Genomic DNA, 22,151 nt, shown 5'->3' with positions numbered 1-22,151 from the left:
TGTGGTTGCATAATACTGACGATGTCCACTTAACGCTTTCTCCATGAAGGTTTTGCATAACTATTAACAATCAAGCGCCTCCTCCGTCGTAGCAAAAACTTGCGGTATCTCACCTCATGACCTCACGCCCGACGTCAACGAAGACGGCCACGCGCCAGTCCATCGCAGTCAAGCTCTATGCAATCTTTGCATTGTTTGCGCTATTGACCGCCGCAATCACCTGGCTGTCCGACTACAACTCGCGGCGGGCCACGGAGCTCATCAAAGCCATCGAGACAGCCAATCTCGCCGCTCACAACGTTCAGCTGGTCAACGGCCTCGTCTATGCCGTCGTCATGGAGTCGCGCGGCGTCTATATGTCGACAGACCCGGCCGTCGTGAAGCAATACGGCAACGGCTTGCTCAAGTTCAACGCCGAGATCCTGAAGGTCGTCGACAAGTGGCAGGCGATCGTCCAGGCCGACGACGCCCAGCAATTCGCAACATTCAAGAAGCGGATCGAGCAATTCGTCGAATTCCGCGCCGAACTGGTCCGCCGCGCCAATGAAATCAGCCCGGCTGCGGGACGCGAGTGGGGCGACAACGATGCCAATCGCTCCGTGCGCAAGGCGCTCAACACGGATCTCGAGGCGCTGTCCAAAGTCTATGTCGAGCGCGCAGGAAAGATCGCCGAGGAAACGGCGCTGAACAACAAGCTCTCGCTCGTGCTGACAGGCCTTGGCGGCCTGATGCTGGTTCTGGTCGCAGCCGGCGTGGTGATCATCGCCCGCTCGATCGCTCGGCCGCTGTCGCAGATCACCGATACGATCCGCCAGGTCGCGACCGGCGCCGAGAACGTCGAGGTGCCGCATGCCGGACGGGCCGACGAGATCGGCGAGCTCGCCCGCGCCATCGGCGTGTTCCAGCAGGCGATGGCCCATAACCGCGACCTCAATGTCCAGGTCTCGCAGGACTCGGAAATCCGCGAAGCCCGGGCCCGCCACATCGAGACCGCGGTCGAGCAATTCCGCACCGCGATCAGCAGCGTGATGCGGACCGTCACCGAGAACGCCGCCGCGATGCGCCAAACCGCCGAGATGATCACGCGGCTGACGGCCGATGCCAACGAGCGCGCGGTCACCGCGGCCGGCGCCACGTCGCAGGCCTCGACCAACGTCTCCGCCGTCGCCAGCGCCGCCGAGGAGCTGTCGACGTCGGTCGAGGAGATCGGCCGGCAGATCCGGCAGTCGGCCGGCGCCGTCGAGCAGACCGGCCAACGCACCGAGAAGTCGGTCACGGAGATCGAGGGCCTTGCCGCCGCCACCCAGCGCATCGACGGCGTACTGACCCTGATCCAGACCATCGCCGAGCAGACCAATCTCCTCGCGCTGAATGCGACCATCGAGGCCGCCCGCGCCGGCGAGGCCGGCCGTGGCTTTGCCGTGGTCGCTCACGAGGTCAAGGCGCTGGCCGGGCAGACGGCCAAGGCGACCGAGGAGATCAGCCAGAACGTCGGCCTGATCCAGGCCTCGACCAAGACCGCGGTCGACGCCGTCCGCGAGATTGGCCAGGCGGTCCGCGGCATCAACGAGATCACCTCGAACATCTCCAATGCCATCCAGCAACAGGACCAGGCGACGCGGGAGATCTCGACCAACGCGCAGTCGACCGCCCAGGGCAACCAGACGCTGGTCATGAACATCGACTCGCTCCGCGACGCCATCAGCGAGACCTCGACAGCCGCCGCCTCCGTCCTGTCGGCGTCCGGCGACCTCAACGCGACCGCGCAGACGCTCGCCAACGAGGTCGAGAAGTTCTTCCAGAACCTCCGCTCGGGTCCGTCTGCGGAGATGCGGCTGCGCAAGGCGAGCTGACGGCGGCGAGCCATCGGTTGCGGAAATCGCCCCCACAAGACGTGATCCGTTCCGACACCGGAACCGTTTCTTGGTTTTTGGAGAGCCATCGTGCGCCAGACAGCCAAGAAACTTCCGTTCGCCTGCGACCCGGTTGCGGTCACCCAGGATGACGTCGAGGACGCCATCCGCACCATCCTGACCTGGATCGGCGAGGACCCGTCACGCGAGGGTCTCTCCGAGACCCCGGCCCGCGTCGCGCGGGCCTACAAGAGCTATTTTTCCGGCTATGAGCAGAACCCCGAGGAGTATCTGCGCAAGACGTTCGAGGAGACCGCCGGCTACGACGAGATGGTGCTGTTGCGGAACATCCCGTTCCAGAGCCATTGCGAGCACCACATGGCGCCCATCATCGGCCGCGCCTGGGTCGGCTACGTGCCGCGCAACCGCGTGGTCGGGATTTCCAAGCTCGCCCGGGTCGTCGAGGCCTATGCCAGCCGGCTGCAGATCCAGGAACGCATGACCGCCGAGATCGCCAACATCATCGACGAGGTGCTGCAGCCGCAGGGCGTGGCGGTCGTGATCAAGGCAGCCCATCACTGCATCAGCTCGCGCGGCGTCAAGAAGCACGGCGTCGATCTCACCACCAGCCGCATGCTCGGCTGCTTCCGCACCGACCCGATGAGCCGCCAGGAGTTCCTGGCGATGGTCAATTCCGATCTGAAGGATTGAGGGGCACGGAAAATCGTCCGCCCGCTGTGATCCAGCCGTCCATGAGCCACGTTATCCGGGATCAAGCATGCGTGCCGGGGACCATGACCACGCGATGAGAGCGGCTGGATTAGCGCAATGGAACGTGGCATCGTCCCGGCATCGATTTGCACGGGCCTTGGGCGCCCGTACCAAGGTGAATGTGAGCAGAGGGCCGAAGGCGACTGTGGATTGGGCTGAATTGATCGGACGCGTCGCCGCGCGCGGCGACCGCGAGGCGTTCAAGGCCCTGTTCGCGCATTTTGCGCCCCGCATCAAAGGTTTCCTCATCAAGACCGGCTGCAACGCCGACGACGCCGAGGAAATCGCCCAATCCACCATGGTGGCGGTGTGGACGAAGGCGGGGCAATTCGATCCGTCGACGGCCGGCGCGGCCGCCTGGATCTTCACGATCGCGCGCAACCAGCGGATCGACGCCGTGCGCAAGGCCGCCCGCGACAGCCGGCTGAGCAGAGAAGTGGGGCGCGACGAGGAAGCCGATCCGACGCCCGCAGCCGACCAGATCGTCTCGCGTGTCGAAGATGCCACACGGGTAGCGGCCGCGATCGAAAGATTATCGGCGGAGCAATCCACCGTGATCCGCCTGTCGTTCGTTGAGGAACGACCGCATTCGGAAATCGCGGCGGTGCTCGGCCTGCCGCTGGGTACGGTAAAGTCACGAATCAGACTGGCGATGAATCGCCTGAGAGACCTGTTGGACGACGCGACATGACGATCAGCCACCACCCGCCGGAAGACCTGCTGGCCGACTTCGCCACTGGTGCGCTCGACGAGGCCGAGCGGCTGGTCGTCGGTGTCCATGTCGCCGATTGCGGCCGATGCCAGCGCTTCGTCCGCGCCATCGAGCAGCTCGCCGGCGCCTCGCTGGACGCGGCCGAGCCGATCGCGACGGGCGCGGACGCTTTCGATGCCGTGATGGCCCGCATCGATCGACGCCCGCAGGCGGCGCCGCAGGTGAGCGAGGTCGCCGAGCACGATCCCGAGCTCGCGGACCTGCCCGAGATGGTCAAGCGCTGCAAGATCGGCAAGCGCCGGCGCGTGGCACCCGGCATCAGCATGCGCCCGATCCTGCTGCCTGGCACCGGCAAATCGCGCGCCTTCCTGCTGCGCTCGGAGCCAGGGGCGCGGATGCTGGAGCATACGCATTCCGGCAATGAGCTGACCTGCGTGCTGAAGGGCAGCTTCAGCCATCTCGGCGGCTATTACGGACCCGGCGACTTCGACTATGGCGACGACGAGGTCGACCATCGTCCGGTGGTCGGTGACGAGGGCCCCTGCCTCTGCCTCGTCGCCATGACCGGCGACCTGCGCATGCACGGCCTGCTCGGCCGCCTCATCAGCCCCTTCGTCCGGCTCTGAGCTCTGATCGCATCGTGGCGAGCCGCCGCGGAGCAATCAAGACGAGCTAGATCGGCTGGACGATTCGCCACTTCCCTCCGCGCGATACCGACAGCACGCTGGCGGTGATCCGCATCTGACTCTGACCCGTTTCCGTTCAGAGAGAGCGCATGGAGGAGAATGATGCGATCAGCAAGCGCGGATCAGAAGGGTTGCGTCGCGCATCTTGGCAGCCTGCTGGCCCGTGCCGGACGCAACGATGAGCAAGCCTTTGCCGAGCTCCATGCTGCAACGATCTTGAAGATGCGGAAGACCGTGCGCGCCTTGCTGCCGTCCGCGGCTGATCTCGACGACATCCTGCAGGATGGCTACCTGAAGATCTGGCGGCATGCCACGAGCTTCGACCCGACGCGCGCCTCGCCCATCACCTGGATGTGCAGCATCATGCGCAACACCGCGATCGACGCGCTGCGCGCCACCGGCGTGCCGACCTCGGAGCTCGATGAGGCCCTCGCGATCCCCGATCCCGCCGACAGCGCCGCCGACGAATTCGACTACGCGCTGGCGGAACCGATCGCCCGCGAGGCGCTTGAGCGGTTGCCGGAGGAACGCCGACAGCTGCTGGCGCTCGCCTATCTCGAGGGCGAAAGCCGGACGCGTCTGTCGGAACGGTTTGGCGTGCCGGTCGGCACCATCAAGACCTGGCTGCATCGCAGCCTGCTCACGGTGCGCAAGGACTGTCTTGGCCAGGCCCACGCGGTTACCGCGGCGACCGCCTGATCGGCTGCATGGCGTGATGACCAAGGTCCCATGACCAGGACACGTGCCGTAAGACACCTTGTCATCGTGCTGGGCGACCAGCTCGATGCGGACTCGGCGGCCTTCGACGGCTTCGACCCGGAGCAGGACGCCGTGCTGCAGATGGAGGTCAGCGACGAGGCCAGCTACGTTCCGCAGCACAAGATGCGCATCGCGTATTTCTTCGCGGCGATGCGCCACTTCCGCGCCGATCTCGAGAGCCGCGGCCGCACCGTCCATTACGTCCGGCTCGATGATCCCGCCAACACCGGCGCACTCGACAGCGAGATCGCGCGGCATCAGGCGGCGCTGCGGCCTGCGGCGACCATCGTGCTGGAGCCCGGCGATTTTCGCGTGCGCGAGGGCTTGCGCAAGCTGCCGCAGCGGCCCGACATCCGCGCCGACCGCCACTTCCTGTGCACGGCGGAGGAGTTCGACGCCTTCACCGAGCGCCATCCGCGCCCGATCATGGAGACGTTCTACCGCGCGATGCGGCGCAAGACCGGCATCCTGATCGACGAGAGCGGCCGCCCGGTCGGCGGCAGCTGGAATTTCGACGCCGAGAACCGCAAGGGATTCGGCAAGTCGCGCCCGCCGATCCCCGTCGCCAGATCCTATGCGCCCGACGCGATCACGCGCGACGTGCTCAAGCTGGTCGCGGCGCGCTTCTCCAACAGTCCCGGCAAGCTCGACCGCTTCGACCTGCCGGTGTCGCGCGTCGACGCGCTGACCGAGCTTTCCGATTTCGTCGCCTGGCGCCTCTCCTTGTTCGGCACCTATCAGGACGCGATGCTGAGCGACGAACCGTTCCTGTATCACTCGCGGCTGTCGGGCGCGCTGAACCTGCACATGCTGAATCCGCGCGAGGTGGTCGCGGCCGCGCTTCAGAGCCGCAACGCGCCGCTGAACGCGCTCGAGGGCTTCGTCCGCCAGATCATCGGCTGGCGGGAATTCGTGCGCGGCATCTATTGGCAGCGCATGCCTCACTACGCCGATGAGAACGCGCTCGACGCCAGCCTGCCGATGCCGCGCTTCTACTGGACCGGCGAGACCGATATGCGCTGCCTGGCGCAGGCGATCGGCCACACCATCGACCATGCCTATGCGCATCACATCGAGCGGCTGATGGTGCTCGGCCTGTTCGCGATGCTGCTCGGCGTCCGGCCCTACGATGTCCACCTCTGGCACATGTCGATGTTTCACGACGCCATCGACTGGGTGTCGCTGCCCAACACGCTCGGCATGAGCCAGCATGGCGACGGCGGCGTGGTCGGCACCAAGCCCTATGCGGCGTCGGGCCACTACGTCGACCGCATGAGCGACCATTGCCGCAACTGCCGCTACGATCCGAAGCAGGCGACCGGCGACAGGGCCTGCCCGTTCACGACGCTGTATTGGAGCTTCCTTGCCAAGCACCGTCGGCGCTTCGCCAATAATGGTCGCATGCGCAACCAGTACGCCAATCTCGAGCGCCGCAGCGCGGCGGAGATCCGCGCCATCCGGAGCCACGCCGACGCGATCGCGTCGGCCCTGGTCTAATCCGGCGTTCGCCGGTCTGAACAGCGCTCACGGCTTGCTGGCCGGACGCCGATCGGTCATATCTTGGGCAGTTCCCATCCCGCCCGTCCGCCGATCAAGCCCGGAATGCCTCACCCATGACCGCTGCCATCGTCGCCGTCTTCACGCTCGCCTATGCCGTGGTGGCGCTGGAGCACCCGTTCCGGATCAACAAGGCGGCCACCGCCCTGGTCGGCGCCGGCCTGATGTGGACCGTCTATGCCGTCATGGGCGGGACGGCTCCGGCGGTCGCGACCGAGCTCAACGAGTCCGTGGCCTCGACCGCCCAGATCATCTTCTTCCTGATCGGCGCGATGACCATCGTCGAGGTCATCGACGCCCATAACGGCTTCGAGGTCGTGACCTCGCTGATCGGCACCCGCAATCAGGTCACGCTGGTGTGGCTGGTTGGCTTCGTGACCTTCTTCCTCAGCGCCATGCTCGACAACCTCACCACCGCGATCGTGATGGTGTCGCTGATGAAGAAGCTGTCGGGGCGTGACGAAGATCGTCTCGTGTTCGCCGCCATCATCGTGATCGCCGCCAATGCCGGCGGCGCGTGGTCGGCGATCGGCGACGTCACCACCACCATGCTGTGGATCGGCGGCCAGATCACGCCGCTCGCGATCATGAAGTCGGTCTTCATCCCCTCGCTCCTGAACCTGCTGGTGCCGCTCGCCGTCGTCAGCGTCACGCTGCGCGGCAAGCAGCTCGTGCCGCCCGCGAGCGCCGGCCTCGCCTCGATCAGCCCGATCCTGCCGTTCGAGCGCAATCTGATGTTCTTCATGGGCCTTGGCATCCTGGTCGCCGTGCCGGTGTTCAAGGCGGTGACGCATCTGCCGCCGTTCATGGGCATCCTGTTCGGGCTCGGCCTGCTCTGGATGGTCGGCGAGATCATCCATCGCGAGAAGGCCTCGGAGCAGAAGCAGCGCCTGACGCTCGTGCATGCGCTGACCCGGATCGACATGCCCTCGATCGTGTTCTTCATCGGCATCCTGCTGGCCGTCGCGGCGCTGGAGCACACCCACATCCTGGAGGCGCTGGCGCAATGGCTCGATCGCACCGTCGGCCGGCTCGACCTGATCGTGATCGTGCTCGGCCTCGCCAGCGCGGTCATCGACAACGTGCCGCTGGTCGCAGCATCCATGGGCATGTACAGCCTGAGCCAGTTTCCGCCGGACAGTTTCCTGTGGGAGTTCGTCGCCTACTGCGCCGGCACCGGCGGCTCGATCCTGATCATCGGCTCGGCGGCCGGCGTCGCCGCGATGGGGCTCGAGAACATCCACTTCTTCTGGTACGTGCGCCGCATCAGCGGCATCGCCCTGCTCGGCTATTTTGCCGGCGCCGCCGCCTACATCATCCAATACAATCTGCTTCACTGAGCGGGACCGACGCATGGAATGGTCGTGGCACAGTCTTGCAGCCGTCGCGACCGCCATGCTCATCGGCATCGGAGCTGGCCACGCCGACGACGCGACGATCCGCAGCGGCTACGCGCTCGGCCCGGCCAGTTGCGGCGACGGCGCCCTCACCTTTCCGCGCCTCCAGATCGACATGAAGCCCGGCTTCTGCGCCGGCCTCGTCGCCAGTCGCGACGACGGCCTGCGATTTCCCCGCAGCATCGTGCAGATTCCCGGCCATCAACTGTTCGTGGTCGCGGACATGGGCGGCTGGGGCCATGACGACGGCCGCCTCCTCATCCTCGATCCCGTAGCGCCCGCGGGCCAGCGCATCCGCGAGGCGGTCACGCGACTGTCCTATCCATTCGGCCTCGCCGCGGGCCTCGACGGCAGGATCTACGCCTCGACCGACACCGCGATCTTCCGCTTCGATCCGCTCGCCGCGAACCCGAGAGCGACCATCGAGACCATCATCCGCGATCTGCCTGGGCGCCGCCTGACCTTGCCGGACGGCACCCGGATCGCGGAGAGTGCGCATCCGCTGAAGGCCTTCGCTTTCGACCGCAACGGGCGGCTGTTCGTCAACATCGGCTCGCACAGCGACAATTGCCTGTCGCCGGCGCCGATCACGCGCCCCTGCGCGGCGGGCGACGGCACCTCGCCGCTGGCTTCCATCTGGTTGTTCACGCCGCCCGCCGGCGGCCTCTTTCCAGCGCTGAAACCCGGCGATTCCGCTCCGCCTCATGAGGTGTTCGCGCGCGGCTTGCGCAACTCGATGGCGCTGGCGCTGCATCCGCGCTTTCCCGATCCCGGCACCGCGTTCCTGCAAGGCGAGAACGCGCGCGACCTGCAGGACATCTTCGCGCCCAACGAGGAGATCAACGCGATCGAGCAAGGCCGCCACTATGGCTGGCCCTATTGCTACGACCTGACGACGCCGAGCCCGGAATTCAAGCGTGTGCTGCAGTCCGGCGCGCTCAAGAACCTCTGCAACACCACCACGCTCTACAAGCAGCCCTGGTCGCTGCTGCCGCCGCATGGCGCGCCGCTCGGCATGCTCTACTACACCGGCGATCGCTTCGACGACCTGAAGGGCAAGCTGCTGGTCGGCCTGCATGGCTATCGGCCGACCGGCAGCCGGCTACTCGCCTTCGAGGTCGACGACCACGGCTTGCCCAAGCTGAGCCCGGCGCCGGTGGGCTACCATGTGAGCTGCGCCGCCGAGCCAACCCGCGCTTTCCAGACCGCAGCCGGTCCCGCGCCGGCCGCGGCGTTCGACGAGATCATCACGGGGTGGCATCGCGTCAACGGCATCCGGCCGCAGGGCGCGCCGGTCGGCATGACCATCGCCGACGACGGCGCGATCTGGCTGGTCGAGGACAAGAACCAGACCGTGATCCGCATCGACCGCTCTGGCGAGGCTGCCCCCGAACCCCTGCCCTGCGACATCAGGAGCGAGGCGCTGATCGACCGGCTTGCGGCTTTCGTGATGCAGGACGCGGCGAGTCGCGCGCGGCTCACGACCGTGCGCAGGAGCCTGATCGAAAAACATTGCAGCGGCTGCCATTCGGATTTCGGCCTCAAGGCCGGGCAATCCGATGACGACAAGGACCGCGCCGTGCTGCGCTTCATGCTGGCGCAAGACGGCTGGATCTATCCGGGCGATCCCGAAGCCGGCCGGCTGCGTCAACGATTGCGCGGATTGGGTGCCGAGCGGCAGATGCCGCCGGGCGCCAACCTCATCAAGACGGAACCAGGCTACGCCAGGGTACTTGATGTGGCGGACGATCTGGTCGCGCGTATGATTCCAGGAACCAGGATGCGGGTGAAACCGGGCGGCCCTCCGCATCGCAAGTTCTTCGCCGGCGACGGCCGCGAATGCGGCGAGATCCCGTTCGGCAAGGTCGTCGTGATGACCGAGAGGTCTGCCGTCAATAAGCCCGGCTTCAGCCGTTTCTTCCGGCCCGCCGATACCTACCTCAACGGCACCTGTGCGGACGACAATGGCTATTACATCCAACAGCAGTTTCTGGTGCCGCTCTGACCGGCTTGCAATGGGCCGTAGGGTGGGCAAAGCGACCGCCGCAGGCGGCGCATGCCCACCGGCCGCGCGCACCGGCGCTGATGCTGGTGGGCACGGCGCGCACGAGCGTGCGTTCGGGCGCAAGCGGCGTCGCCCTGCGCCTTTGTCCACCCTACGCATCTCGGGTTTGGCGACTGTTCTCATGCTCTTGCTTGCGAGCGCGCCCACCCTCGCCGCACCAAAACTGTTCGAGAGCACCCAGCTCACTCCATCCGGCGAATACACCTTCGGCATCGAGGGGCCCGCCGTCGACCGCGACGGCAATCTGTTCGTCGTCAATCTCGGCAAGGCCGGCACGATCGGCAAGCTCGCGCCGGGGGCGACGGCCTCCGAAAAGTTCACCGAGCTGCCCGACAACAGCATTGGCAACGCCATCCGCATCGACGCCACGGGCACGATGTTCGTCGCCGACTACAAGCGCCACAACATCTTCGCCATCGCCCCCGGCACGACCGAGCCCCGCCTCGTCTTCCATGCCGATGACATGAGCCAGCCCAACGACATCACGCTGGCGCGCGACGGCACGATCTATGCGAGCGATCCCAACTGGAAGGCGCGCAGCGGCCGCATCTGGCGGATCGCGAAAGGACCCGACGGATCCTTGCAAGGCGCAGCCATGTCGGCGCCGCGTGCCATGGGCACCGCCAACGGCATCGATCTCAGCCCAGACGGCCGCACGCTCTATGTCGGCGAATCCAACAGCGGCGAGCTCTGGTCCTATGCGATCGACGGCGACGCGCTGACACGGCCAAAGCTGATCAAGACCTTCGAGCCGAACACGATCGACGGACTGCGCACCGACGCCAGCGGCCGGCTGCTGGTCGCGCGCATCCTCAAGGGCAGCATCGCCATGCTGGCGCCGGATGGGCGCATGATCCGGGAGATCGCGCTGAAAGCCAAGGAGCCGACCAACCTCGCCTTCGGCGGCACCGACGGCAAGACCGTGTATGTGACCCAGCGCCAGGGCGGCTTCATCGAGTCGTTTCGGACTGATGTCGAGGGGCGAGAGCATTGTTTGCAGATGCGGAAGTGCTGAGCTTCTCTGCTGGTGCCGGATTGAGCATGCCGCTCGCTGTCTGAACGACAACTAATAGATCGCGCATATCCGCCATGCCCGAATTGCCCGTCGTGCCAGTTTGTCGCACGCTTGCCCACTTGCCTCGTCGGGCAAATCAGACCGATGTTTCCGGCCAACCCGGGCTCGTGAGAGGGGCGTATCGCGGTCGTCACGAACGTGGAGCCTGGGGAGCGGTGGGCGTGTGGTGCTGCAGCGTGATCAGTCGCGCGGACGAACGGCATGATGCGCACGGTGAAGTCGTGATGTCCCGACACCCCGATGCTGGTGTCAACCTGGCGCAATACGATCGCGCTGGGGATGGTGGCCAGAAAGCCCGGCGCACCAGGGAGACCACGTATAAGCCGTAAAGCCATCGCGCAGGGAATGCCGGGTTGATCCGGCTGCACCTGTGGTACCTGCCGCCTGCATTCTTTTCGCAGGCGGGCCATGGGTGAGGCCATCACCCGGCATTCCCTGCGCCCTCTTGTTCTCAGAGGGTTCGAGCTATCCTTCATGACTCGGACAGATCGTGTCGCGAGAACGCCGCCCCGTACCCCGTGTCATGTCCGCGCAGGCGGGCATCCGGTACGCCGCGGCGTCTCGATTCATCACCCCTTCCGGCGAGTACTGGATCGTGAGGCCGGCACCGTTCATCTCACCCGCAAATCAAGGCCCCCGCGTGCGCGAGAGCCTCGATAGCAATGGCGATCGCTTATCGCCCGTACACCACCGGCGCGCGGCGGACGATGAGCGGCGGCGGCAGGTCGCGCTCCCAGACACGGCCGTCGTCGAACTGGATGCGCATGCCGTCGGGCGAATACACCGCGCTTTCGTCACGTGCGTCGATCCACAGCCGGCTATTGGGAGCATTCCAGTCCGGCCAGGCCTGGAGGGACTCGCCGGTCTCGGTGGTCAGGTTCACGGCATCGCCGTTCTGCGTCACGAAGGCCGGCGCGCCGATCATGCCGTCGCGGCACATCTGGATGCAGCGGTAGGTGCCGGTGAGGTTCGCACTCGGCTGGGCCGAGGCGCTGCCGGCGACGCAGGCGCCGACCAGGCCAATGACGATTGCAACACGTTTCATGTCGATCACTCCATCGCTCGAAAGGGTCAGCCAGCCCCCATTCGGGCCCCTCGGGCGGATCAAGTGCGATGCGGGAAAAATGTTCCGACCGTTCCCGGTCAGGGAACCCTACTCGACCATCACGACATCGACGGCGACGCCGAGCTTCTGCCTGCGCGAACCGACGATGATGCCATCGACCGGCGAGACGTCGGAGAAGTCGCGGCCCATGCCGAGGATGATGTGATCATTGCCGACCAGGAGATCGTTGGTCGGATCGAACCCGATCCAGCCGAGGTCGTCGCCGCACCACAGCGATACCCAGGCATGGGTGGCGTCGGCGCCCTGCAGCGGCGGCCGGCCCTCGGGCGGGATGGTGCGCAGATAGCCGCTGACATAGGCCGCGGGGAGACCGAGACCGCGCAGGCCGGCAATCATGACGTGAGCAAAGTCCTGGCAGACGCCGTGGCGATTGTCGAACACCTCGCGCAGCGGGGTCGAGATCACGGTCGCCTTCGGATCGTATCTGAACTCCTTGCGGATGCGCCGCATCAGATCGGCGGCGCCGGCTACGATCCCCGTCTCGGCGGAGAAGCTTGCCGCGGCATAGTCCGTCACCGGCTCCAGCACCGGCACCAGCGCGCTGGCGAAGACGTAGCCGATCGGCGACGACGGGCCGAGGCTCGTCGCCTCGAAGGCGGCATCGCGCACGTCCTCCCAGGCCGCGCTCGGCGCATCGCGCTCCGGCGGTGTGCGCGACAGCCTCACCCGCGAGCGCGAGTCGATGCGCAGGTGGCGGTGCTGGGTATCGATCACGATGCTCTCGGTCAGTGTGCCGAAGAAATCGCGCCGCGCCGTCCGCTCCGAGGGCCGCGGCCGGATGTCGACGCTGTGCGAGATCAACTCCTGGCCGTCGCCGCTGAGCGGCTCCAGCCGCAGCGAGCAGCGCGCAAAGCTGACGGCGCTCTCATACTCATAGGTCGTGACATGCCGGATGTCGTAGATCACGCGAGGCCCGTCAGCTTTTCCGGCCGCGTCGCGTTCGGACCGTGCGGGAAATAGTGCTGACCGATCGCCTCCGCCAGATTGAGCAGGTCCTGCTCCAGTGCAAACAGCGTGCGGCCATCGAGATGGGCCGCCTCCGCCGCGGTCAGCCGCGCGCCCAGCGAGATCGCGAGGCGTTGCGGCCGCTCGATCAGCCCGTTCTCCTTCAGCACCGGGAGGCTCGCGATGTGCTCGTTGAGCAGCTCGACCTGGAACGCGACCGAGCGCGGATTGTAGAGGTCGAGCACGACGAGATCGCGGATCGGCGCCAGCGACGGGCCGATCAAATAGCGCGAGCGGTAGGTGATCTGGCAGTCGACCAGCGTGAGCAGGACGTCGAGATCCTCGGGCGTCGCCTCGTCATAGCCGAACTGGCGCGCGAACCGCGCGGTGTTGATGGCGCGTTCGGCGCGGCGCCCCATGTCGAGGAAGCGCCAGCCGGCGGCGCGGTTCATGTTCTCCTGGGCAAGGCCGGCGAAGCTCGCAAGCCGGTCGAGCGTGAGCTCGGCGATGCTGACGACGGCGTCCTCATCCTCGGCCTCCTGCGCCAGGCGATTCGGCATCTCGGTGATGACCTGCCAAGCGTCGGGCGAGAGGCGCTCGCGCAGCGAGGTCGCGGTGCGCTGAGCCGATCTGAGCAGCGACAGCGCCGAGCCGAACTGCGCCTCGGCCTGCAGGGCCTCGGCCGCCACCTGGAATCCCTTGCTGCGCGAGGTCTGCTCAACCGCGCCCCACGCCAGCAACAGCCGCTGGATGCGCTCGGAGGTGTTGAGCTGCGCCGGCGATCCCTTGCCGGGATCACGATGCTGGGCTGCGAGCGCCCGGATCAGCCGCACGGTGGCCTCGGCGCGCTCCAGATAGCGTCCGAGCCAGAACAGATTGTCGGCGGCGCGGCTCGGCAGCACGCCGGCGATGCGGCGTATCCGCACGTTGTCGGAGCGCGGCAGCAAGGTGCGCGCCGCCACCGCCTTGTCGGCGACCACCCAGACGTCGGCGGCGCGCGCGCCGTCGCCCATCGACACCGCGCGCGCATCGAGCTTGTCGGCGATGCGACAGAAGCCGCCGGGCATGACGGTCCAGCCGTCGGGCGTGGCGGCCGCGAACACCCGCAGCACGAACGGCCGCGGCGCGATCCGACCGTCCTCCCACACCGGCGTGGTCGACAGCCGCACCACCTCCTGGCCGACATAATCGATGCCGCGCTGGCTGATCGCAGCACGCAGCCGCTCGCGCTCGGCGGCCGAGAGCTCACTAGCCAGCACCGGACCGCTGCTTGCGAAGCCCGGCACGGCGCGGCCATAGGCGCCTTCGATCGCGAACTCCTCGAGCCGCGACAGCACCTCGTCGCGTGCGGACTTCTGGCCGCACCACCAGGTCGCGATGTGCGGGATCTTGAGATCCTCACCGAGCACGCGCCGCGCAAGGCTCGGCAGGAAGCCGAGCAGCGCGCGCGCCTCGAGCACACCAGAACCCGGCATGTTGGCGATCACCACACCGCCCTTGCGCACGACGTCCATCAGGCCGGCGACGCCGAGTCGCGAGCCGGCATCGAGTTCGAGCGGATCGAGCGAGTTGGAATCGAGCCGCCGCAGCAGCACGTCGACGCGCTTCAGGCCGGCGACGGTGCGGATGTGCACGCGGTCGCCGCTGACGGCGAGATCGTCGCCCTCGACCAGCAGGAAGCCGAGATAGCGCGCCAGCGTCGCGTGCTCGAAATAGGTCTCGCTGAACATGCCCGGCGTGAGCACGCCGATGCGCGGCTCGTCACGATCGGCGCTGGCGCGCAGAGCATCGCGGAATGCTTCGAAGAACGGCGCGAGCCGCTCCACGTTCATGGACTTGTAGATCGAGGAGAAGGCGCGCGACAGCACGAGCCGATTTTCTAGCGCATAGCCCATGCCGGACGGCGCCTGGGTGCGGTCGTTGAGCACCCACCAGCCGCCGTCGGGCCCGCGGCCGATATCGGCGGCGTAGATGCTGAGGAAGCGGCCGCCGGGCGGTTTGACGCCGCAGACCGGGCGCAGATATTCGCTGGACCCGGCGACGGCGGCTGCCGGCAGCGCGCCGCTCGCCACCAGCCGTCCCTCGCCATAGATGTCCTGCAGCACCCGTTCGAACAGTTCGGCGCGCTGGACGATGCCCTGGGACAGTTGCGCCCATTCGGACTCGTCGATCAGCAGCGGCAGATGGCTCAGCGGCCACGATCGCTCGGCGTTGTCGCCCGGCGAGCGATAGGTGACGCCGGCTTCGCGCAGATGGCGATCGGCGGAGGCGAAGCGGCGCTCGATGTCACTCGGCGCGAGTGCGGCGAAGGTCTCGGCAAAGCGGGTCCAGACCGGTCGCGGACGGCCGTCGGCCCCGATGAACTCATCGGGGATGCCGGGGAGCCGGGCATAGTCGCGGGCCCAATGCTCGGCCCGGCGCAGCGGAGAACGTGCCGCCGGCCGACCGGCGGCGCTCGCTCCCTGGTCCTGGCCGCTCGAGCCGTCCATACCCTGGTCCTCCGCACAAACTCCGTGCCATCAATGCAGGAGCGGCCTGCGCAAGTCGAGGGTCATCGGGAATTCATTTGTGCGTTCCTCCGGCGGCAGCGCGATTCGTCCCGGAGTGTGGCCGTGATCCTGGAAGCGGGCGAGCCGCCGTGCCTCCGCCTCGTAGGAGTTGATCGGCTTGGTATCGTAGTTGCGGCCGCCGGGATGGGCGACGTGATAGACGCAGCCGCCCAGCGAACGGCCGTTCCAGGTGTCGATCAGGTCGAAGGTCAGCGGCGCATGCACCGGGATCGTCGGGTGCAGGCCGGAGGCCGGCTGCCATGCCTTGAAACGAACCGCCGCCACCGCTTCCGCCGACCGTCCGGTCGAGGTCATCGGCATCCTCCTACCATTGCAGGTGATGAGGTGGCGGCCTTCGATGAAACCTTCGGCTTTGACCTGAAGTCGCTCGACCGAGGAATCGACATAGCGCACGGTGCCGCCCGCGGCGCCCTCCTCGCCCAGCACGTGCCAGGGCTCCAGCGCCTGCCGCAGCTCCAGGGTCACGCCGCCATGCTGCACGCGGCCGAAGGTCGGAAAGCGAAATTCGAGCTGCGCCTGGTACCATTCCGGCGAGAAGTCGTAGCCGGACGACCGCAGCTCATCCAGGACATCAAGAAAGTCTTCCCAGATGAAGTGCGGCAGCATGAAGCGGTCGTGCAGCGCCGTGCCCCAGCGCACGAACCGGCCGTCCTGCGGCTCGCGCCACAATTTGGCGATCAGCGCACGGATGAGAAGCTGCTGCGCCAGCGACATGCGCGGATCGGGCGGCATTTCGAGCGCGCGGAACTCCACGAGTCCGAGCCGGCCCGTCGGTCCCTCCGGCGAGTACAGCTTGTCGATGCAGATCTCCGAGCGGTGGGTATTGCCGGTGATGTCGACGAGCAGATGCCTGAACAGCCGGTCGACCAGCCACAGCGGCACGCTCTGCCCGATCCGAGGCACGTTGGCGAGCGCGATCTCGAGCTCATAAAGGCTGTCGTGGCGCGCCTCATCGATGCGCGGAGCCTGGCTGGTCGGCCCGATGAACATGCCGGAGAACAAATAAGACAGCGACGGGTGCCGCTGCCAATACAGGACGAGACTCTTCAGCAGATCGGGGCGACGCAGGAAGGGCGAATCCTGCGGCGAGCTGCCGCCGACGACGACATGATTGCCGCCGCCGGTGCCGGTGTGGCGGCCGTCGATCAGGAAGCGATTGGCGCCGAGCCGCACCTTCTCGGCATCCTCATACAGCCCGAAAGTGATGTCGACCAATTGCCGCCAGCTCGCGGCCGGCTGGATGTTGACCTCGATCACGCCGGGATCGGGCGTGACCTTGATGACCTCGATGCGCGGATCGAACGGCGGTGCATAGCCCTCCACGTGAACCTTGATCTGCATCGACTCGGCCGTCGCTTCGACCGTTGCGACCAGCTCCAGGTAGTCCTCGATGGTTTCGACCGGCGGCATGAACACGCAGAGAATGCCATCGCGGATCTCGACCGACATCGCAGTGCGGACGCCGAGCCCTCCCCAGTACTGATACTGAACGTCCTGCTGCGGCTTCGGCGCGCGATGGAGCTTCGGCAGCGGCGGTACCTGCGGCACGATCACCGGACGCCCCTGCGTGAACATCGGCAGCGGCCCGCGCTGCTCCATCGGGTCCTGCTCGTGGATGTACGGGAAATCCTCCGGCGGAATGTGGGCCAGCGAGCCGATCGGCAGCCGCAGGCCGAGCGGTGAGTCGCCGGGAATCAGGAACAGCCGCTTGCGCCGCAGGCCCCAGCGCTCGCTGCGCCAGCGCCGCGGCTGTGCATTCCAGCGCTGGATCGGCAGCACGAAGCCGCGCGGAATGTGCAGCCCTTCATCGAACACCCGCGCCATCCGCGCGCGTTCCTCGGGATCGGCGAGCTTGGAGTCGAGCGCATCGACGTTCTCGGGCAGTGCGGCTTCCTTCTGCAGCCAATGCGCGGGATCTTCGAACGCGGGCAGCACGTAGTCCGGTTCGAGCCCGAGCGTCTCGGCGGCCGTGTCGAGGAAACGCTCCGCATCCTGGATCGTCGCCCTGCGCGGGCCATCGACGCTGGCGATCAGATCCGGATTGCGCCAGATCGGCTCACCATCCTTGCGCCAATACAGTCCGAACGCCCAGCGCGGCAGGCTTTCGCCGGGATACCACTTGCCCTGTCCGTAATGCAGCAGGCCACCGGGCGCGAAACGCGCGCGCAGACGCCGGATCAGGCTGTCCGCGAGCCCGCGCTTGGCCGGGCCGACGGCAGCCGTATTCCACTCCGCCGATTCCATGTCGTCGATCGACACGAAGGTCGGCTCGCCGCCCATCGTGAGGCGCACGTCGTTTTCGGCGAGATCGGCATCGACGGCTTCGCCGAGGCGGTCGAGCCGGTCCCACGCCTCATCCGAAAATGGCCGGGTAATCCGCGGCGCTTCGCGGATGCGCCTCACATTCATCTCGAAGTTGAAGTTGACCTCGGCAACTCCGGCACTGCCGCTGATCGGCGCGGCCGAGTGATAGTGGGGAGTCGCAGCAACGGGGATGTGTCCTTCGCCCGCCAGCATGCCCGAGGTGACGTCGAAGCCTATCCATCCAGCGCCGGGCAGATAGACCTCGGCCCAGGCATGCAGATCGGTGAAATCATTCTCGACCTCGACCGGCCCCTCGATCGGATCGATGTCGGGACGAAGCTGAATCAAATAGCCGGAGACGAAGCGGGCGGCGAGCCCGAGATGCCGCAGCGTCTGGATCAGCAGCCACGCCGAGTCGCGGCAGGAGCCGGCGGCCGACGACAGCGTCTCCTCCGGCGTTTGAACGCCAGGCTCCATCCGGATGATATAACGAATCTTTTTCTGCAACTGCGCATTGAGTTCGACGAGATAGTTGACCGTGTTGTCCGCATCGCGGGGAATCGACTTCAAGTATTCCGCGAACAACGGCCCCGGCTCGATCGTCTCGAGATAGGGCGCCAGTTCCACCTTGAGGCCCTCCGGATAGGCGAAGGGAAAACTGTCGGCATAAGGCTCGACGAAGAAGTCGAACGGATTGATCACGGTCATCTGCGCCGTGAAGTCGACCTCGATTTTGAGTTCGTTCACCTTCTCGGGGAAAACGTAGCGGGCCAGCCAATTGCCTTGCGGATCCTGCTGCCAGTTCACGAAATGGTTGGGCGGCGTGACCTTGAGCGAATAGCTCAGCACGGGGGTCCTGGTATGTGGTGCAGGACGCAGGCGGATGGTCTGCGGGCCCAGTTCGACCGGACGATCATATTTGTAATGAGTGACGTGATGTAATGCGACGTAGATTGACACGAGGTTTCGGCGCTCCAGCAACTTTTTTGAGCAGATCATTGCCGTGCTTATGGATCAAGCACTAACAAAGGGCAGAGCTGCCTATTGAACTATCCTAAGCCCGAAAGGCGGCATTTGGCACCGTCCAGGAGCTGATCCTCCCCCATCAGGTGCTTCCGATGCACGCACCGGTCGCCTTTCCGACCGCTGCGCGCCCAAATCCGGCCGGCCCAAAGAACGAGAGAGGAACAAACAACCACTCCAGCCGCGTCGGCAAGAGTTGTCCACAGGACGGCGCGCAGGCGCTCACGGAAGATTGACCAGCACGTCAAAGCAGGGATTAACCCCGAATAATGAACTAACAAGAACTAATAGCGTTGCATTTGCCGCAATCGCTTGATAGCTCGACTACACATGCTATTTAGGACCATCATTGCCAAAAGGAGAATCAAGTGGCGAAGACAGCTAAGAAGGCAGCTACCAAGAAGTTGGCGCGGAAACCCTACACGCCCGCCGACATCAAGCTGCTGAAGCAGCACTCGAAGTCCAAGACCCCGGTCGCCAAGATCGCCAAGGCGATGAAGCGGACCGAAGGCTCGCTCCGTCAGAAGGCTCTGGCGCTCGGCATCGGCCTGGGCCACCAGCGGTAAATTGCTCGGCGCCGCTGTCGCGCGAGCGTCGGCAGGGCCAGCCCATGACGGACTGCCCACGACGGCCAGCCCATGGCGGCGCGCTCACCTGTCATCTGATCTCAGTTGCGATCCAGTCTCAGTTAACTTGCGATCTCAGCTGCGATCAGATGCCGGGGCACCGGACCGCAGCCCAGATAGGTGCCGCCGAATAGCTGAGTGATCCAGCTACATCGTCGCGCCGAGCACCCAGGGCGCGAACTCGGCCCCGCCGAAATCGAAGCTCTCGCTCTTGGTCGGCTGCCCCGAGGCGGTCTTCAACATCAATTCGAAGATGCGCTGGCCGCATTCCTGCACCGTCTCCTCGCCGTCGAGGATGGTGCCGCAATTCACGTCCATGTCGTCTTCCATCCGCTTGTACATCGGCGTGTTGGTCGCGAGCTTGATGGACGGCGCCGGTTTGCAGCCGAACACGCTGCCGCGGCCGGTGGTGAAGCAGACGAGATTGGCGCCGCCGGCCACCTGCCCCGTCGCCGCAACCGGGTCGTAACCGGGCGTGTCCATGAACACGAAGCCCTTCTTGGTGACGGCTTCCGCATAATGCAGCACGTCGACCAGATTGGTGCTGCCGGCCTTGGCCATCGCGCCGAGCGACTTCTCGAGAATCGTCGTCAGGCCGCCGGCCTTGTTGCCCGGGCTGGGATTGGCGTTCATCTCCGCGCCCTCGCGCGCCGTATACTCTTCCCACCAGCGCATCAGGGAGACGAGTTTCTCGCCGACGTCGCGGCTGACTGCGCGGCGCGTCAGCAGATGCTCGGCGCCGTAGGTCTCGGGCGTCTCCGACAGGATCACTGTGCCACCATGTCGCACCAGCAGATCGCTTGCCGCACCGAGCGCCGGATTGGCCGAGATGCCGGAATAGCCGTCGGACCCACCACATTGAAGGGCGACCGTCAGTTCGCTGGCCGGAACCGTCTCGCGCTTGACCCTGTTGGCGTCGGTGAGCGCTTCCCTGACGAAAGCGATGCCGGCCTCGACGGTCTTGCGGGTGCCGCCGACCTCCTGGATGTCCATGGCGCGCAGGCGGCCGGCGAGCTTCTGCTCCTCCATCAATCCGCCGATCTGATTGGCCTCGCAACCAAGGCCGAGCACGATCACCGCAGAGAAGTTCGCGTGCCGCGCGTAGCCGCCGAGGGTTCGCCGCAGCAGCTTCAGCGGCTCGTCGAGCGTCATGCCGCAGCCGGTCTTGTGCGTCAGCGCCACGACGCCGTCGACGTTCGGGAAGTCGGCGAGCGGATCGTCACCGGTGAAGGGATTGCGCTTGAACACGTCGGCAACGAGGCCCGCGACATGCGCGCTGCAGTTCACCGAGGTCAGAATGCCGATGTAGTTGCGGGTCGCGACCCGGCCATCGGGCCGGCGAATGCCCTCGAACGTCGCCGGAAGATCGAAATTCGGCGTCGGCTTCACGTCAACGCCATAGGCGTAGTCCTTGGCGAAATCGCCCATGCCGCAGTTCTGCGTATGAACGTGCTGCCCGGGCGCGATCGGCGCGGTCGCGAAGCCGATGATCTGGCCGTAGCGGCGGATGGGCTCGCCCTGTGCGATCGGACGCACCGCGACCTTGTGACCGGCCGGAATCCGGTCGGTCGTGGTGACCCCATCGGCGATCGACAGCCCCGGGGGCAGGCTGGCGCGCGCGATCAGGACGCTGTCCTCGGGATGAAGACGGATGACGGGGGTGGGAGCCATGGCTGTCTCTCTCGTATCAATACGTCGATCGCGAACACATATGCGAATGGCGAGCGGCTCATAGCGAATGGACGGATCCCCGTTCGCTACGCCCTCCTCGCCATTCGCCTTTCTCGTTACGCTTTGCCGCCGGATTCCTTGCGGGTCTGCGCGACCTGCTGGCGGGCATAGACCTGCATCAGGCCGACCTCGTTCGACAAGGTCACGAGCTTGAAGCCCATGTTGATGGCGCGGACCGCACCCTCGGCGCCGCTGCAGTGAATGCCGGGATTGAGCCCACGCTTGCCACACTCCTTCACGATCTTCTCATAGATCTTGAGGATTTCCGGCTCGTCACGATCGAGCTTCGGCACCAGGCCATAGGAAAAGCCGAGATCGGAGGGCCCGATATAGACGCCGTCGATGCCTTCGACATCGAGAATGGCTTCCATGTTCTCGACCGCGGTCCTGGTCTCCATCATCGGCAGCAGCACGATCTCGTCGTTGGCCGTCTTCTGATACTCGCCCGCACCACCATACATGCCCGAGCGGATCGGACCGTTGGAGCGCACACCCTTCGGCGGATATTTGGAATAGGAAACGAGGTTGCGCGCTTCCTGCGCTGTGTTGACCATCGGGCAGATGACACCATAGGCGCCGCCATCGAGCACCTTGCCGATGATGCCGGGCTCATTCCACGGCACGCGCACCATCGGCGTGACCGGATGGCCATGCATGGCCTGGAAGCATTGCACCATCGACAGATAGTCCTGCACCCCGTGCTGCATGTCCACGGTGACGCTGTCGAAGCCGCACTGAGCCACGACCTCCGCGGAGAAGCCCGAGGGGATCGCGAGCCAGGCATTCACCACCGTCTTGCCTTCGGCCCAGAGTTGCTTGACCTTATTGTTCGCCACGACTGCGTTTCCTTCCCTTGTTGTTCAACCGATCCGTCTCGTTAGAATTCGTTCTCGCCGATGGCGCAACGCAATGCAATCCCGCTCAATCTGAGCATGGATGCTTCGCACCACC

16 protein-coding genes are annotated in these 22,151 nt (G+C 65.9%); 10 read left to right on the top strand and 6 right to left on the bottom strand.

Going from position 1 to position 22,151, the window contains the following annotated elements; translation table 11 throughout:
* Positions 1-116: 116 nt before the first annotated feature.
* The 9 genes from QW861_RS31790 to QW861_RS31750 all read left to right on the top strand — a co-directional run bounded on the left by QW861_RS31790 (position 117) and on the right by QW861_RS31750 (position 10,815).
* Positions 117-1,853, top strand: coding sequence for a methyl-accepting chemotaxis protein (locus QW861_RS31790; protein WP_315749234.1), 1,737 nt, complete (start codon positions 117-119; stop codon positions 1,851-1,853).
* A gap of 90 nt (positions 1,854-1,943) precedes the next feature.
* Positions 1,944-2,564, top strand: a complete 621-nt coding sequence (folE, locus tag QW861_RS31785) for a GTP cyclohydrolase I FolE (protein ID WP_315714899.1) — start codon at positions 1,944-1,946, stop codon at positions 2,562-2,564.
* 205 nt (positions 2,565-2,769) lie between these two features.
* Positions 2,770-3,315, top strand: coding sequence for a sigma-70 family RNA polymerase sigma factor (locus QW861_RS31780; RefSeq protein ID WP_315714900.1), 546 nt, complete (start codon positions 2,770-2,772; stop codon positions 3,313-3,315).
* Positions 3,312-3,962 (top strand): ChrR family anti-sigma-E factor, encoded by a 651-nt coding sequence (locus QW861_RS31775; RefSeq protein WP_315749232.1) that lies wholly within the window; start codon positions 3,312-3,314, stop codon positions 3,960-3,962. The genes QW861_RS31780 and QW861_RS31775 overlap by 4 nt, the downstream gene beginning before the upstream one ends.
* 162 nt (positions 3,963-4,124) lie before the next feature.
* Positions 4,125-4,721 (top strand): RNA polymerase sigma factor, encoded by a 597-nt coding sequence (locus tag QW861_RS31770; RefSeq protein WP_316193952.1) that lies wholly within the window; start codon positions 4,125-4,127, stop codon positions 4,719-4,721.
* A gap of 30 nt (positions 4,722-4,751) precedes the next feature.
* On the top strand, positions 4,752-6,278 hold the full coding sequence (locus tag QW861_RS31765; protein ID WP_316193951.1) for a cryptochrome/photolyase family protein: 1,527 nt from the start codon (positions 4,752-4,754) through the stop codon (positions 6,276-6,278).
* A gap of 116 nt (positions 6,279-6,394) precedes the next feature.
* Positions 6,395-7,678, top strand: coding sequence for a sodium:proton antiporter NhaD (gene nhaD / locus QW861_RS31760; protein WP_316193950.1), 1,284 nt, complete (start codon positions 6,395-6,397; stop codon positions 7,676-7,678).
* A 13-nt stretch (positions 7,679-7,691) separates the two neighbouring features.
* Positions 7,692-9,740 (top strand): PQQ-dependent sugar dehydrogenase, encoded by a 2,049-nt coding sequence (locus QW861_RS31755; protein ID WP_316193949.1) that lies wholly within the window; start codon positions 7,692-7,694, stop codon positions 9,738-9,740.
* Between the two features lie 181 nt (positions 9,741-9,921).
* The gene (locus QW861_RS31750) at positions 9,922-10,815 is read left to right on the top strand and encodes an SMP-30/gluconolactonase/LRE family protein (protein WP_315714906.1); all 894 of its coding nucleotides are present in this window, start codon (positions 9,922-9,924) and stop codon (positions 10,813-10,815) included.
* Between the two features lie 733 nt (positions 10,816-11,548).
* On the opposite strand, the gene QW861_RS31745 is transcribed toward QW861_RS31750, so the two are convergent.
* From QW861_RS31745 to QW861_RS31730, 4 genes are all read right to left on the bottom strand, one after another.
* Positions 11,549-11,929, bottom strand: coding sequence for a hypothetical protein (locus tag QW861_RS31745; protein WP_315714907.1), 381 nt, complete (start codon positions 11,927-11,929; stop codon positions 11,549-11,551).
* A 99-nt stretch (positions 11,930-12,028) separates the two neighbouring features.
* Positions 12,029-12,907, bottom strand: coding sequence for a transglutaminase family protein (locus tag QW861_RS31740; protein ID WP_316193948.1), 879 nt, complete (start codon positions 12,905-12,907; stop codon positions 12,029-12,031).
* Positions 12,904-15,435 carry a circularly permuted type 2 ATP-grasp protein gene (locus QW861_RS31735; RefSeq protein ID WP_316193947.1) on the bottom strand — a complete coding sequence of 844 codons (2,532 nt, stop codon included), beginning with the start codon at positions 15,433-15,435 and terminating at the stop codon, positions 12,904-12,906. The genes QW861_RS31740 and QW861_RS31735 overlap by 4 nt, the downstream gene beginning before the upstream one ends.
* Positions 15,436-15,465: 30 nt before the next feature.
* Positions 15,466-18,780 carry a transglutaminase family protein gene (locus tag QW861_RS31730; RefSeq protein WP_316193946.1) on the bottom strand — a complete coding sequence of 1,105 codons (3,315 nt, stop codon included), beginning with the start codon at positions 18,778-18,780 and terminating at the stop codon, positions 15,466-15,468.
* Positions 18,781-19,211: 431 nt separating this feature from the next.
* Here QW861_RS31730 and QW861_RS31725 point away from each other — a divergent pair, with 431 nt between their 5' ends.
* Positions 19,212-19,409 (top strand): hypothetical protein, encoded by a 198-nt coding sequence (locus tag QW861_RS31725; RefSeq protein ID WP_008964013.1) that lies wholly within the window; start codon positions 19,212-19,214, stop codon positions 19,407-19,409.
* Positions 19,410-19,616: 207 nt separating this feature from the next.
* Here the strand turns inward: QW861_RS31725 and QW861_RS31720 are convergent, their stop codons facing one another.
* Complete coding sequence (locus QW861_RS31720) at positions 19,617-21,140, bottom strand: altronate dehydratase family protein (protein ID WP_315749220.1); 1,524 nt, start codon at positions 21,138-21,140, stop codon at positions 19,617-19,619.
* A 116-nt stretch (positions 21,141-21,256) separates the two neighbouring features.
* On the bottom strand, positions 21,257-22,036 hold the full coding sequence (locus tag QW861_RS31715; protein WP_315749218.1) for an HpcH/HpaI aldolase family protein: 780 nt from the start codon (positions 22,034-22,036) through the stop codon (positions 21,257-21,259).
* Positions 22,037-22,151: the final 115 nt, after the last annotated feature.

The organism is Bradyrhizobium sp. SZCCHNRI1029, assembly GCF_032487555.1.
Classification (GTDB): domain Bacteria; phylum Pseudomonadota; class Alphaproteobacteria; order Rhizobiales; family Xanthobacteraceae; genus Bradyrhizobium.
Note: the sequence above shows the minus strand (reverse complement) of the source record. Positions and strands in the feature narration are given on the sequence as shown.

What these genes read in the sequence shown, in the direction of transcription:
- QW861_RS31790 (WP_315749234.1), top strand. Translation starts at nt 117, where the DNA reads ATGACCTCACGCCCGACGTCAACGAAGACGGCCACGCGCCAGTCCATC.
- QW861_RS31775 (WP_315749232.1), top strand. Translation starts at nt 3,312, where the DNA reads ATGACGATCAGCCACCACCCGCCGGAAGACCTGCTGGCCGACTTCGCC.
- QW861_RS31770 (WP_316193952.1), top strand. Translation starts at nt 4,125, where the DNA reads ATGCGATCAGCAAGCGCGGATCAGAAGGGTTGCGTCGCGCATCTTGGC.
- QW861_RS31765 (WP_316193951.1), top strand. Translation starts at nt 4,752, where the DNA reads ATGACCAGGACACGTGCCGTAAGACACCTTGTCATCGTGCTGGGCGAC.
- nhaD (WP_316193950.1), top strand. Translation starts at nt 6,395, where the DNA reads ATGACCGCTGCCATCGTCGCCGTCTTCACGCTCGCCTATGCCGTGGTG.
- QW861_RS31755 (WP_316193949.1), top strand. Translation starts at nt 7,692, where the DNA reads ATGGAATGGTCGTGGCACAGTCTTGCAGCCGTCGCGACCGCCATGCTC.
- QW861_RS31750 (WP_315714906.1), top strand. Translation starts at nt 9,922, where the DNA reads ATGCTCTTGCTTGCGAGCGCGCCCACCCTCGCCGCACCAAAACTGTTC.
- QW861_RS31735 (WP_316193947.1), bottom strand. Translation starts at nt 15,435, where the DNA reads ATGGACGGCTCGAGCGGCCAGGACCAGGGAGCGAGCGCCGCCGGTCGG.
- QW861_RS31720 (WP_315749220.1), bottom strand. Translation starts at nt 21,140, where the DNA reads ATGGCTCCCACCCCCGTCATCCGTCTTCATCCCGAGGACAGCGTCCTG.